Origin of the sequence: Singulisphaera photorubra (genome assembly GCF_045290345.1) — a bacterium.
Classification (GTDB): Bacteria; Planctomycetota; Planctomycetia; order Isosphaerales; family Isosphaeraceae; genus Singulisphaera.
This window is the reverse complement of sequence record NZ_CP155447.1, coordinates 6,236,588-6,249,320: the sequence shown is the minus strand read 5'-3', so window position 1 is coordinate 6,249,320 and position 12,733 is coordinate 6,236,588. Positions and strand designations below refer to the sequence as shown.

Here is a 12,733-nt window from a genome sequence, read left to right as displayed (position 1 = left end):
ACGGTGCGCCAGTCGGGGGGAGACAGAGTTCCGGAGCCAACCGCTCAGGCTGGTTTCGTGGCCATCCAGCGGGCTGCGTTGGCGAGGATCTTGAGCGGCATCTCCTCGCGGAAGATCGGGTAGGTCTCGTGGCCTGGCCGGAAGTAGAAGACGCGTCCCTTGCCGAGTTTCCAGACCATTCCGCTTCGGAACCACTCGCCGGGGGCCCAACGCTCTTCCAGAACCACATCGTCGGGCTCGGGGACGTGGAAGGTCTCGGCGTACATCTCGGTCCGGGGGATGACGAACCGCGCGGGGACTCCGCTGACGATCGGGTGGTCGGGCTTGAGAACTCGGACGTCGCTGGGCTTGCCGTCGTTGCGATAGGCCGGGAAGACGCACGAAGGGAGCTGGACCGTGACCTTGGTGAGCCCGTCGGGGAACTTCTGCAAAGTCACGTGAGGAGTGGGCCAGGCGTCGGCCTTCGGGAGCGCATTCAGCTTGGCCGGAAGATATTCGATCTCGACCCGCTCGGATCCCGTGGTAGCTTGACGGAAGCGCTCTTCCACATCGAGTCGAGTCCGCTCACTCATCGCCTCGACGAAGGGGGTCGACCAGTGGGCCGAGTGGAGCGAGATCAGGTTGAGCGTGCCCGCCTTGATCCGCTCAATCAATGGTTTGACCGCTTCGGAGGTGATTTCCCGATGCCGGACGTGGCCCCACCAGATGAGGACGTCGCAGTCACCGAGCACCTCGGTCGAGAGCCCATGCTCGGGGTCGTCCATGCCCACCGACTTGACCGAAAACCCCGGTTGGGCGCGGAGGTGATCGGCGATCGCGTTGCCCAGGAAGTTGGGGTAAGCCTCCTTCTGCGCGGGCTGCCGCTCATCCCAGACGACCACCTTGACCGCTGGACCCGGCTCGGCCGCAAGCGACGCAGTCGCCGCGGGCAGGAGCGGGACACTCATCATCGCGGATGAATAGCGAAGAAAATCACGTCTTGTAGATGCAGGTGTCATCGAATGGTCATCTCGTCTAAGTGTGATTGTTGAATTTATGTCTTGTAGGGTGGGCACGGCCCACCAGGTCTCGCCAACGAGGTTAAACGGCCACTTCCTCATACCGGCCCGCTGGACAAAAAATGCCTGGTGGACCGTGCCCACGGTACAAGACAAATTCGATCGGAACAACGAACAAGCCCTCGTTTGTCACGAATCGGGCGGCCGCGTAGGCCCCCAGGTTGCGAGCCAACCGGCCTCGCGATAGGCTGGGCCGAACTGTTGGGCGACTTGAAGAGTAGGTCACCAAAGAGGCTGGGAGCGGGAGCAAATCGTGGCGAATCCGTTTGATCTCTCGGGAAAAGTGGCGATCGTGACCGGTGGCAATGGTGGGCTCGGCCTGGGGATCGCCCGAGGGCTGGCCCAGGCCGGCGCGAAACTGGCGATTGTCGCGCGAAATCTCGAGAAAACCGAGTCGGCCGCTCGGGACCTGGCCGAGTCGACGGGTGTCGACGTGCTGGCGCTCACGGCCGATGTCTCGCAGCCTGCGCCGGTGGCCTCGGTCGTCGCCGCGGTGGTCGAGCGGTTCGGCCGCATCGACATCCTGTTCAATAACGCCGGCACGACGGTCCGCAAGCCTCCCCACTTGATGAGCCTCGACGAGTGGCGCACGGTCATGGACGTCAATCTGACGAGCGCGTTCTTGATGTCGAAGGAGGTCTATCCCTCCTTGAAGGAGGCGGGCGGCGGCAAGATCGTCAACATCGGCAGCATGGCCTCGATTTTCGGAGCCAGTTACGCCCCTGCCTATGCGGCGAGCAAGGCCGGGATCGTTCAACTCACGAAGAGCTGTGCCTTGGCCTGGGCTCCCGACAACATCCAGGTCAACGCGATCCTCCCCGGCTGGTTCGTGACCGACATGACGGACAAGGCCCGGGTCGAGGTCCCTGGCCTCAATGAACGCGTCCTGGCGCGGGTGCCGGCCGGGCGCTGGGCGGAGCCTCGGGACATCGCCGGCACCGCCGTCTGGCTGTCGAGCGCGGCCAGCGACTTCGTCACGGGGGCCGCGGTGCCGGTCGATGGCGGTTATTCCTCGATCATGTAGGCGATCCGTGTCACCCCGTTCGTTCGGCTTGGCCCCGAACCTCTCAGGAAGCCGTCGAACGATCCACGAACACCCCCTTTGGATTTGAGGAAGAATGTCCGTGATGAGAACCTACTTGCGACTTGCTCTGTTGTTCACCCTATCATGCGGCCTGGGGTCGCCGACGTTTGCGCAGCCCTCGGCCAAGACTCCAGAGATCGCGCGGATCGGTCGCTATGTGGCCATCGACAATGTGTGCGCATGGCCAAACCTGACGGTGATGCCCGATGGTACGATCGTGGCCACCATCTTCAACAAGCCGAGTCACGGGAGGATGGAAGGAGACGTCGAGTGCTGGGTGAGTAAGGAGGGCGCGTTCTGGACCAGGCGAGGAGTGGCGGCTCCCCATGAACCGATGAAAAATCGGATGAACGTCGCGGCCGGTCTTTCTTCGGCGGGTGACCTGGTGGTCATCGCCTCGGGTTGGACCTTGAAACGCGATCAGGCGGGCAGCCTGATCCTTGGCGAAGTCATTGCCCCCTGCACGAGCCGGTCCCGGGATGGCGAGACCTGGACTGTGACGACGCAAGCCATTCCCCCGGCCAATGAAAAACAAAGTCAGTTCATCCCGTTCGGAGATATTCTGGCGGCCGAGGATGGCTCGCTGAGGGCGACCGCCTACGTGGCCGATCCGCCGAAGTCCGACCAGGTTTCGATGCTCCGTAGTGATGATGAGGGCAAGACCTGGAAGGTCCTGGCTCTCATCAGCGACGAGCACAACGAAACAGCAATTCTCCATCTCGGCAAGGGAAAATGGATTGCCGCGGCGCGGAGGGGGAGCAAGAAGCCCGGCGCGATCGACTTGTTCCGGTCCGACGATGACGGGCAACACTGGAAGAATAGCGGTCAGGTTGGCGGCCCGGCCCAACTCCCGGCCCACCTGCTCCGTCTCAAAGATGGACGCGTGCTGCTCACCGCGGGGAACCGCGTGAAGGGACAGTTCGGGGTGGTCGCCCAGCTCAGCTCCGATGAGGGCATGACCTGGAGCGAGCCGAGCCCGCTCGTTGCCGATCTCTCGAGCGGTGACTGCGGCTACCCAAGCAGTATCCAGCGGCCCGACGGCTCGATCGTGACCGCCTACTATGCCGCCGGTGCGCCGAGCCACCAGCGGTATCACATGGGGACCTTGATCTGGAAGTTGCCGATTGCCGCTCATTGATAATGAACGAGGAATCGATGGAATGGTGCTTTGCAGCCCCCCGGGGCGACCGTTTATCGCCAGCCCCAGGCGCATGACGGTCGCCCCGGCGGGGCTTTTGCTGTAAGCTGAAATTGTAATCAGAAGTCGAATTCGTCGATGTTTTCCTTGGTGAATGTGAATGGCTTGCCGAGCAGGATGTTGTCTCCCTTGATCTCGATGGAGCCGAGGCGGCCCGCTTTGACCGAGGTGTCACCTGCCTTCAGCGTGCCGGCGACGATGTCATGCGAGGCCTGGACCGCCAGGTAGCCCAGGTCCATCGAGTTCCAGAGCACGACGCAGTCGGTGATTCCCTCATGGACGTACCGCTTGTTGTCATTGGGCAGGCCGAGGCCGATCACCTTGACGTCCTTACGGCCCGACTGCTTCACAGCCTCGGCCGCGCCTGGGACGGCCGGGGTGCAGATGGCCATGAACAACGAGACTTCGGGATTGGCGTTGAGGACGGCGGTGGTCTCGTCGAACGCCTTTTTTTGAAGGTCGTCGCAGGGGCGGAGCGCCGCCATCTTGATGTTCGGGTACTTCTCCGCGCGGCGGGCCTCGATGGTCTTTTGCCACTCGATCATGTTCGCCGCGGTGAGCGAGGCGGTGATGATGGCGAACTGCCCCTTGTTGCCGAGGATCCGTGCGGCGTTGTCCATCAGGGTCTGGCCGATGCCCTCGGGGGTGGCCTGGTTCACGAAGAAGTCGCGGGCGTCGGGCTCGGCGTCGGCGTCCCAGGTGATGACCTTGATTCCACGCTCGCGGGCCTTGCGGAGCACGGACGAGATCCCTTGCCGGTTCTCAACGGCCACCGCGATGACGTCCACGCCCCGGGTGATCCAGGTGTCGATGACCTCGTTCTGTTTGGCCGGGTCGGGGTCGGTCGGCCCGTCCCAGATCAGCTTGACGCCGAGTTCCTTGGCCGCGTCCTCGGCCCCCTTCCGGCAGGCGATGAAATAGGCATTGCCCTTGCTCTTGGGCATCATCGCCACGACGATCTGCCGGGCCTCGGTGGGATGGGTTCCCGGCCGTGCGCCGGCGGGGGCGAGCGCGGCCGGGCCTCGGCTGGCGATGTCCTCTTTCAGCGAGCGGACCAGATAGACATTACTGGCCGCCACGATCACGGCCCCCGCGAGAATCACTGCGCAGATCAGGGCCACTTGCACATTCTTCACGTTCATGACCTCATCATCTGTAGAGGGGGACGCCGACCGATCGGGTACGACGGCCAGGGGGCGCGTGGGGCGGCGATCGAGCCCGATCGCGACGAGAAGGAGCACGCCCGTGAGGACGCCGGCCAGTTCGGCCGGCAGGTCCGCCAGCCTCAGCCCGTTCTGTAAGACGGAAATTGCGAACAGGCCGAGGAGTGTTCCGAGAATACTTCCCCGGCCACCAAAGATCGACGTGCCTCCCAGGACCACCGCCGTGATCGCGAGCAACTCGTAGCCCGTGCCGGCGTCGGCCTTCGCCTGGCCAAGGTGGGCGACGTAGATCACCGCCGCGAGACTCGAGACCAGGCCCGCGAGCGTGTAGACGAAACCGACGAGCCGATTGACCGGCAGCCCGGCATAGCGCGCGGCGTCGGGGGCAAAGCCGACGGCGATCAGGCCGCGACCGAGCGTTGAGCGGTGGAGCAGGACCCAGAAGGCCAGGGCGACCAGGACGAACAGCGGCAGTTGCGCCGGGATGACGCCGAAGAGGTATCCTTGGCCCAGGAAGAGGAACCGCGACGGGAAGTTGGTGAAGTTGTCCACGCCGCCCGTCAGGCCCTCGGCGAGACCCCGGAAGAGTGAGAACGAGCCGAGGGTCACGATCAAGGGAGGAATGCGCAGGCGGGTGACGAGAAGCCCGTTGAGGCTCCCCGCGATGGCGCCGACGCCGAGCGTCAGGGCCACGGCCAGCGCAATCGGAAGGCCCAGGTCACGCCAGAACGTCCCGAACAAGACGGCCGACAGGCCCATCAGCGAGCCGACGGACAGGTCGATTCCGCCGCTGACGATCACCGGGGTCAAGGCGATCGACAGCAGGCCGATCTCGACGCTCAGGCGGAGGACCTCGAACGCATTGTCACGCGTCAGAAAATTGGTGCCGATCGCGGAGAAGACGACGATTTCCAGAGTCAGGAGTGCCAGGAGAATGCGCTGCGAGGGCTCGAGCCAGCCGTGGCGTCTGCTCGATTCGGGTCGGGATGATACGGCCGGGACCGACATAGACGGAGCCTCGATTTTCAACACGCCTCGCCGAATTTTACCGACCATCGTGGAGACTTAACCACGAATCACACGAGTCAGACGGAAAATCGGATGGGATGAAAATAAAAAAAAGATGATTTGGTTTTGCGTGATGCGTGGTCAGGAATTTTTTCCTTTGTAGAGTGCGTCTGAGGCAACTGCCAGCAAAATGATCAACCCTTGGATTGCCTTTTCCCACTGTGCTTCGGCGTTGAGGAAGACCAGAGCCGGACCGATCGAGCCGAGCAGGCAGACGCCGATCAGGGTGCCGATCAGGGTGCCGCGCCCTCCCGAGACGGCTGCGCCTCCGACGACTACGGCGGCGATCACTTGCAGCTCGAGCCCGACGCCCGAGTTGGGGTCGACGTCGCTGAACCGGACCGCGTTCAAGAGGGCGGCCAGACCGGCCAGGGCTCCCATGACGACGAACACGCTGAAGACGACGCGCTGAGGGCGGATCCCCGCCAGCCGCGCGGCTTCGGCATCCGAGCCCGTGGCGTAGACGGCCCGACCCGCCGCGATCTGGCGTAAGCTCCAGGCGAAGAGGATCAAGAGCGCCAGGGCGATGCCGACGACCAGCCATTGGCCCTCGGCCTGCCCTGCGCCAAACCACTGGAAGCTTTGTGGGAGGTTGCGGACGAATTCTCCCTCGCGGACATAACGCAGCGACTCGCGAAGGATCACCATCGTGGCCAGGGTCACGACGATCGAAGGCATGCCGAGCCCGGCGACCAGAGCGCCGTTGACGGCCCCCATTCCGGCCCCGACCAGGAGCGTTCCCAGGCCGACGATCGGCATGGGGGCCCCGGTCTTGGCAAGCAGGCCGGCCACGACTCCGCAGATGCTGAATTGAGAGCCGACCGAGATGTCGATCTGACGGCAGAGGATGATCAAGGTCATGCCGACGGCGGCGACGAGCACCGGTGCGCTCCGAACCACGAACGCGCGGAGCGGCTCGGACCCGAAGAAGCGAGGGGCGGCGACCGCCAGCAGGAGGAGAAAGAGGGCGTAGGCCAGGGCCACCGAGAGTTCGCGGCGGTATCGCGTGACGAACCGCTTCATGATCATGACTCCACCCCGCTTGCCGCGGGACGGTGCCCGAGCGCCAGTTCCATGATCGTTTCCTGGGTGGCCCCGTCCCGGTCGATCGTGCCGGTTACGGCCCCGCCGTGCATCACGACGATCCGGTCGCTCATACCGAGAATCTCCGGCAATTCGGACGAGATCAGGAGGATCGCGAGCCCGTGCCCCACGAGCTCGCCCATGAGCCGGTGGATCTCGGCCTTCGCCCCGACGTCGACTCCCTGGGTCGGCTCGTCGAGAATCAGAACCGCTGGATTCGCCGCGAGCCAACGTGCCAGGGCGACCTTCTGCTGGTTGCCCCCCGACAGGTTGCTGACCGGGTCGTCGATCGAGGGGGTCTTGACGCCGAGCCGCCGGACGAATTCGGCCGCGACCGATCGCTCGCGACCCGAGTCGATGAGTCCGAACGACGAGACTGCGCGGAGGGTGGCCAGGGTGGTGTTGGCCGCGACCGACATGTCGAGGACGACCCCATGGTGTCGGCGGTCCTCGGGAACGTAGGCGATCCCTTGCGCGACGGCCCGTGCGGGGCTCTCGACCGTGACCTCGTTTCCTCGGAGCAGGATCGTCCCCGAGTCGGCCGGGGTGAGGCCGAAGAGCACACGCGCCAGCTCGGTTCGGCCAGCCCCGACCAATCCAGCGAGTCCGACGATCTCACCGGCCCGGACGCTGAGGTCGACGCCTCGAACGCCCGACTCCCGACAGCCCAGCCCGCGGACCTCGAGGACCACGTCGCCGATGGGGACCTCAGCCTTGGGAAAGACGGCCGCGAGTTCACGGCCGACCATCATTCGGATCAAGTCGCCCCGGTTCACCTCGCTCATCGGCCGGGTTCCGACCAGGGTGCCGTCCCGCAAGGCGGTGACCCGGTCGGCCACTTGCGGGAGTTCTTCGAGGCGGTGGGAGATGTAGATGATTCCCACCCCTTGCTCCTTCAACTCGCGGATGACGCGGAACAGGTTGTCAGCGTCATTGTCACCGAGCGAAGCGGTGGGCTCATCCATGATGAGGATCTGGGCCTCGGCCCCGAGCGCCCGCGCAATCTCGACGAGCTGCTGTTCGGGCATCGTCAAGCCGCGGACCTCTGCTTCGGGGTCGATCCCCGCGCCGACCCGCGCGAGGAGTTGACGGGCCCGCTCCCGCCGTGCCCCCCAGCGGATCCGTCGCCAGGCCCCTCCGGTCTCCAGACCGATCGCGATGTTCTCGGCAACCGTCAGGTCGGGGAACAGGGCGGGCTGCTGGTAGATCGCCGCGATTCTGAGTGACCGGGCGCGGACCGGGTCGTTGTGCTCGACGAGTTGCCCGTCGACCTCGATGGTCCCCTGGTCGGGCGCGTGCGCTCCGGTGATGACCTTGATCAGCGTCGACTTTCCTGCGCCGTTCTCGCCGACGAGGGCGTGGACTTCCCCGGCGTTCAGGTCAAATGAGACCCCGTTCAGGGCCTGGACGCCGGCAAACGCCTTGGTGATCGCCGTCAGCCTGAGTATTGTCGGCACCACCCGCCCCTTGTCGAGATTTCGATCCGAAAAGGCACCGCTCGCCCGCTCCTTTCCTCCGGAACCTCAGATCTCCGCAACCAAAGGTCGTCGTGAGAGCACCCCTCTCGGGGGCAAGGTTGCAGAGTCAGGTTGGCTGCGATTGTGATCATTGGGGAACACGATGAGATATTGCGAATCTTTGATTCGTCGCACGCTCCATCTCATCGTGAGGGCGCCATTATAGTGTCTTCGCCCAGCACTCGCACTACTGCGCTCGCCTTGGAATCGAAGACCAAGCGGCGGCCATGTTTCTTTAACGATCCGCGACAGAGCGAAAGAATCGATGATTCTTGCGGATTCCGCCACGGGATTGTAGTAGCACGGCCGGCCCGGCCGTAATTCCCTTGGTTTGCAGTCGCCCGGCCGTAATTCCCTCAGGGTCGGCGTGGGTCTGAGGAATGGCCCTGGGCCAAGGGGAAACGGCCGGGCCGGCCGTGCTACTGATTCTAACGGACCGGAAATCCAGCGAGATTCTCGCCCAGTCGCGGATCGTAGTTTTTCTTCAGGATCGTTTCGAGAGGACGTCGCGTTCGTAGGACCGAATCTCGGCCAGCCAATCGAGGCCGACCGGTACGTTCTGGGTCAAACAGTAGTAGTCCCAGACCGCGCCGAAGGGGAGAGACTTGAGCTCTTCCAGGAGAGCCAGTCGTGCGGTGAAGTTATCCAAGGCCTCGAATTCCTGGAGTCTTCCGGTCGGCTCGACCAGTGCGATCAAGAGGGCCCGGAGCATGTTTCTGGTCCCGATGACCCAGGCCGCGACTCGGTTGATGCTGGCGTCGAAGAAGTCGAGACCGATGTGGACCCGATCGAGATAGTGGCCTCGAACGATCTCCTGCGCGATTGCCACCAACTCCTCACCCAAGGTGACCACATGGTCGCTATCCCATCGCACGCCTCGGCTGACGTGTAAGAGGACTTCATCCAGATAGGTCAAGACGGCCGAGAGCTTGTCGGAGATGACCTCGGTCGGGTGAAAGTGGCCGGCGTCGAGACAGAGCATTTTCTTTCGGGAGAGGGCATAGCCGAGGTAGAACTCGTGCGAGCCGACCACATAGGCTTCGGACCCGAGTCCGAACAGCTTGCATTCGACCGCGTCGCGGTGAAAGCGAGGGTCGATCGACTCGGCGAAGATCTTGTCGAGTGAGCGGGCCAGGCGCTCGCGGGGCCATCGCCGATCGACGGGGGTATCCTTCGAGCCGTCGGGGATCCAGACATTGGTGATGCAAGGGGTGCCCAGCGACTCGCCGATGGCGGCTCCGATGCGCCTGCAAGCGATCCCGTGCTCGATCCAGAAGGCTCGGATCTGCTCGTCGGGATGGGACAGCGTTCGTCCGTCGGTGGCCTTGGGATGGGCGAAAAAGGTGGGGTTGAAGTCCATCCCCATCTTTTTCTCACGGGCCCAGTCGATCCAGCCGCGAAAGTGCTCCGGCAAGATCTCATTGCGCTCGATCCGCCGGCCGTTGGTCTCGGCGTAGCTGGCGTGGAGGTTGAGCCGGTGGGTTCCCGGGATCAACTCGAGCGCCTTGTTCAGGTCGGAGCGAAGCTCGTTCGGGTCCCGCGCTCGCCCCGGGTAATTTCCGGTGACAGCCAGCCCGCCGCCGATCGATTCGCCCGTATTCTCGAAACCGACGACGTCGTCGCCTTGCCAGCAGTGCAACGAGATCGGGATCTTCGCGAGCCGTTCCAACGCGCGATCCACGTCGACCCCCAGCTCCTCGTATCGGTCCTTCGCGGCTTCGAACGCCGCCTCAACGGGTCGAGCTTTGATCGCCATGGTGGCCCTGCTCTCGTTTTCGTTTTTTTTCGATCGGGAAGGAGGGATTGCGTTGAGCCTGCCTCGCGTGACGGCTTCACGATAATTTAAAGGATGCAGAGCTTCGATGCGAGATCCCCCTGGCTCGCTTGCGTCATCCGGAGGAGCCATGCGGCATCAGAGTTGGTCTCGACGGGGCGTGGCGTTCTCGTACGAGTCATCGGTACCTCGATTTCAGGTCGGCCAACTTGTATGCTAAACTTCTGGATCTCATGTGCGGCACAACCGTTCATGGGTTGACTTTTCGCCGTGGTGTCCCGAACCAATCCCAGATGAGTGGGACTTCTTCCGTTTCGGGGAGAGCGGGCCTTCTTTTGCGTAAAATGGGAGCCATGAATCTCCCTGGCTATGCTGTCTCACTCGATCGTCACCAGCAGCGACGAGCGGCGGGACTACCGACCGTCTCGGTCCTTTGCGGTGCGGCCGGACTCACTCTCCCTGAGGGCAGGCGCTGGGCGGAGCAGGGGGGACGGCCCCTCATCTCACTGAGTAGCCCACGATTCGAGCGGATTCTCGAGGCTTGGGTGGACCACCTGTCCGCGGGGCGTGACCTCATCCGTGACGCGATTGCATGGTTGGTCCGAGAGTCGGGCCGATCCGATTCCGGATCGATCGAGGAGCTCACTTCGCGGATCCGCCGGATGGCCCCTATCGAGCGGACGGCCTTCTTCGATTCGGTTCTGGCCGATGCTTCCACGTCCAGCGCCGGGACGCTCTGCCGATGGCTGATTGAACGGTACAACCAGGGTGAGTCGATCACCGAAGCCGGGCTGACGACTCGACTGAGCGAGGCGTTTGCGGGATCAGACGATGCCGGGGCCCGGGAGCAGATGGTCATGGCCTTGAAGGAAGTGATTCCATCGGCCTCGGCGCACGATCCGGTCTTGCTGCTGGCCCGCGACGATGAGCAAATCAGGCCGGCGGCCTGGGTCGAATCGGCCGCGCTGAGCCTCGCGCGAATCGCCTTGTGGCAGCCGTCGACGGCGACGATCCTGGCGATCGAGTCAGGGGAGTTCGACGATTATTGCCGGACCGCACCAGAGTCGCGAGCGAAGGCGTTGGTTCGCGCGGGGGTGATCGCGATCCACGGGTTGGGTGAAGACGAGATCGTTCGCCGCCTCGCCACGGAGCTGCCCGAGTCGGCCGCACACCTTGGCGAGTCGGTCCGGCGGCTCGTCGCCGACGGGGCGTCGGACGGGCTCGTCAGCCGTTTTGTGGATGCCGCCAGGGCCGCCGTCTCGGCGGCCTCGAGTCCCCTTGGCGAGGAAGGAAGCGATCTGGCACGCAGCGCCGCCGAACGTTTCTTGTTCGAACGGTTAGGGTCGTTGCCGGCGACGGCCGGCCTGTTCGAGCTCAACGCCGCGCTTGACTTCCGGTTCGGGCCTTCGCGGGCGATGGAGGTTGATCTCCTCGCACGCACTTTGGGACTCGCGGTCGAGATCGACGGTTATTACCACTTCCAGGACCCCGACGCTTACCGTCGCGACCGGCGAAAGGACGTCGAGCTCCAGAAGCGGGGCTACCTGGTCGTCCGTGTGCTGGCCGAGGATGTTGTGTCCCGGCTCGAAGACGTGTTGCGCATGATTCTGGAAGCGGTCGCGTCCCGTGGCGACCGCAACACCCATCGACAGAGAGGCGAGGCATCATGAGTGGAAACGGACAGGCCGCGTCCACACCGGTCGGCCAACTCCTCCTGGCGCGGCTGCTGGTCGCCGGCGATAAAGGGGCCACCGGGGCCGAGATCAAAAAGGCCCTCGAACCCCTCGTCGGGCATCGCTGGGCCGGCGCGGCGTTGACCGAGCGGCTCGGGCAGACGCTCGCCGACCTGGAATCGGCTGGCCTGGTCTCCCTGACTCGAAAGGGGAAGACGGAGCGGGGAGTTCTGACGACGGACGGGCGCAGGCAGGCCCTCGAGGTCATCGGCCTCGACCAACTCCCCCCCAAGACGACCTGGGATAAGGTCAAGAAGACGTACCTGGCGGCCCGCGCTCTCGGCCACGCCGCCCCACCGACGGGGCCGGCGGCAACCCGGTTCGGCGGCGAGCCGGGCTTCAAGGCCGCGCTCCTGAAGACGCAGTTCGTCCTGCCGCTCGGCGACTACCCCGCCATTCAGGAGGCGCTCGACGCCCTGGCCTGGACCCTCCTCGGGCTTGAACCGGGGCCGAAATTCACGGTCAAGGCCGTTCAGGCGGCCCTGATTCTCCGAGAGCTGGGCGACCTCGGCAAACTTGGCTCCAAGCCCGACCCCGGGAAGGAAGTCACCAAGCTCCTGGCCCGAGAGATCGGCGCCCGGCAGTCGGGCAAGGATGAGCTTCGCCTGGCCGCCATCCGCCGTTGGGTCGACGGCGACTCGGACGACTCACCATTGGCCCCTCTCGAACTCGTGGCGCCGCGGCCAACGACTACCGAGGATGGAGAGGCGACGACCGCGCTCGACTTGTCTGCCTTCGCGAAGCGCGTGGTCGAGGCGGCCCGCTCGAGCCCCACTGGCCGGTTCGGGGCCGACAAGGTCTTCGTCGCTCACGTCTGGTCGACATTGCGGGACGAACCGGCCTTCGCGGCGATGGGGGCGGAAACGTTTAAACGCCGGCTCGCCGAGGCCAATAACGCCCGGTTGCTTGACCTGAGCCGGGCCGACATGGTCGAGGCGATGGATCCCGAAGACGTCCGGCTTTCCGAAGTCCCTTACCTTGGCGCGACCTTCCACTTCATCCGAATTTGAGATAATCAATAAAAACATAAGGCCCCACTGCGATGCCCGAGACGG

The 12,733-nt window shown here is 64.3% G+C and carries 9 protein-coding genes; 4 read left to right on the top strand and 5 right to left on the bottom strand.

From position 1 onward, the window contains the following. Positions 1-44: 44 nt before the first annotated feature. Positions 45-998: a ThuA domain-containing protein gene (locus tag V5E97_RS23525; protein ID WP_406693986.1), complete on the bottom strand. Its 954-nt coding sequence runs from the start codon at positions 996-998 to the stop codon at positions 45-47. A 313-nt stretch (positions 999-1,311) separates the two neighbouring features. Here V5E97_RS23525 and V5E97_RS23520 point away from each other — a divergent pair, with 313 nt between their 5' ends. Continuing rightward, entirely contained in the window at positions 1,312-2,082 is a 771-nt protein-coding gene (locus tag V5E97_RS23520; protein ID WP_406693985.1) for an SDR family NAD(P)-dependent oxidoreductase, read from the top strand. Positions 2,083-2,185: 103 nt separating this feature from the next. After that, complete coding sequence (locus tag V5E97_RS23515; RefSeq protein ID WP_406693984.1) at positions 2,186-3,280, top strand: sialidase family protein; 1,095 nt, start codon at positions 2,186-2,188, stop codon at positions 3,278-3,280. Positions 3,281-3,399: 119 nt separating this feature from the next. On the opposite strand, the gene V5E97_RS23510 is transcribed toward V5E97_RS23515, so the two are convergent. The 4 genes from V5E97_RS23510 to V5E97_RS23495 form a co-directional block, all read right to left on the bottom strand. After that, positions 3,400-5,511: a substrate-binding domain-containing protein gene (locus tag V5E97_RS23510; RefSeq protein ID WP_406693982.1), complete on the bottom strand. Its 2,112-nt coding sequence runs from the start codon at positions 5,509-5,511 to the stop codon at positions 3,400-3,402. A 141-nt stretch (positions 5,512-5,652) separates the two neighbouring features. Continuing rightward, complete coding sequence (locus V5E97_RS23505; RefSeq protein ID WP_406693981.1) at positions 5,653-6,594, bottom strand: ABC transporter permease; 942 nt, start codon at positions 6,592-6,594, stop codon at positions 5,653-5,655. Positions 6,595-6,596: 2 nt separating this feature from the next. Then, complete coding sequence (locus V5E97_RS23500) at positions 6,597-8,111, bottom strand: sugar ABC transporter ATP-binding protein (RefSeq protein WP_406693980.1); 1,515 nt, start codon at positions 8,109-8,111, stop codon at positions 6,597-6,599. A gap of 544 nt (positions 8,112-8,655) precedes the next feature. Then, positions 8,656-9,927 carry an L-rhamnose isomerase gene (locus V5E97_RS23495; RefSeq protein WP_406693979.1) on the bottom strand — a complete coding sequence of 424 codons (1,272 nt, stop codon included), beginning with the start codon at positions 9,925-9,927 and terminating at the stop codon, positions 8,656-8,658. Between the two features lie 371 nt (positions 9,928-10,298). Here V5E97_RS23495 and V5E97_RS23490 point away from each other — a divergent pair, with 371 nt between their 5' ends. Continuing rightward, positions 10,299-11,615: a DUF559 domain-containing protein gene (locus V5E97_RS23490; RefSeq protein ID WP_406693978.1), complete on the top strand. Its 1,317-nt coding sequence runs from the start codon at positions 10,299-10,301 to the stop codon at positions 11,613-11,615. Beyond that, positions 11,612-12,688, top strand: coding sequence for a hypothetical protein (locus tag V5E97_RS23485; protein WP_406693977.1), 1,077 nt, complete (start codon positions 11,612-11,614; stop codon positions 12,686-12,688). The genes V5E97_RS23490 and V5E97_RS23485 overlap by 4 nt, the downstream gene beginning before the upstream one ends. Positions 12,689-12,733: the final 45 nt, after the last annotated feature.